The organism is Marinobacter iranensis, from assembly GCF_029207565.1.
In the GTDB taxonomy this organism is placed as follows: domain Bacteria; phylum Pseudomonadota; class Gammaproteobacteria; order Pseudomonadales; family Oleiphilaceae; genus Marinobacter; species Marinobacter iranensis.
On record NZ_JANCMW010000270.1, the window covers coordinates 1 to 259 of the forward strand.

A 259-nucleotide genomic window follows, 5' to 3' on the forward strand; every position below is an offset into this window, starting at 1 on the left:
TGAATTCCTTGCGCACGGTGAAGTCGAAACGCTGGTCGGTGCCGGCGGCGCGGCCCGAGGCGCTCTTGATGTCCTTGCCCCAGACCAGCGCCATGTCGCGGCCGGCGGGCAGCGGACGGCGGCACTTCACCGCGACGACGCTGGCAAGCGACTTGGCGCGGTCCTCCGCCTTTTCGGGCAGCGCCTGGGGCAAGCCGGCCTCGCCCAGGAAGCTGCGCACTTCCCAGCGATCGGTGCCCAGATCGGCGAGCAGCTTGGG

General features: G+C 70.7%; 1 protein-coding gene. It reads right to left on the reverse strand.

Features of this window, described 5'->3' with window-relative positions; all coding sequences use genetic code 11:
* The coding region (locus tag NLU14_RS22330) for a hypothetical protein (protein ID WP_275710737.1) at positions 1–259 on the reverse strand (259 nt) is incomplete at both ends.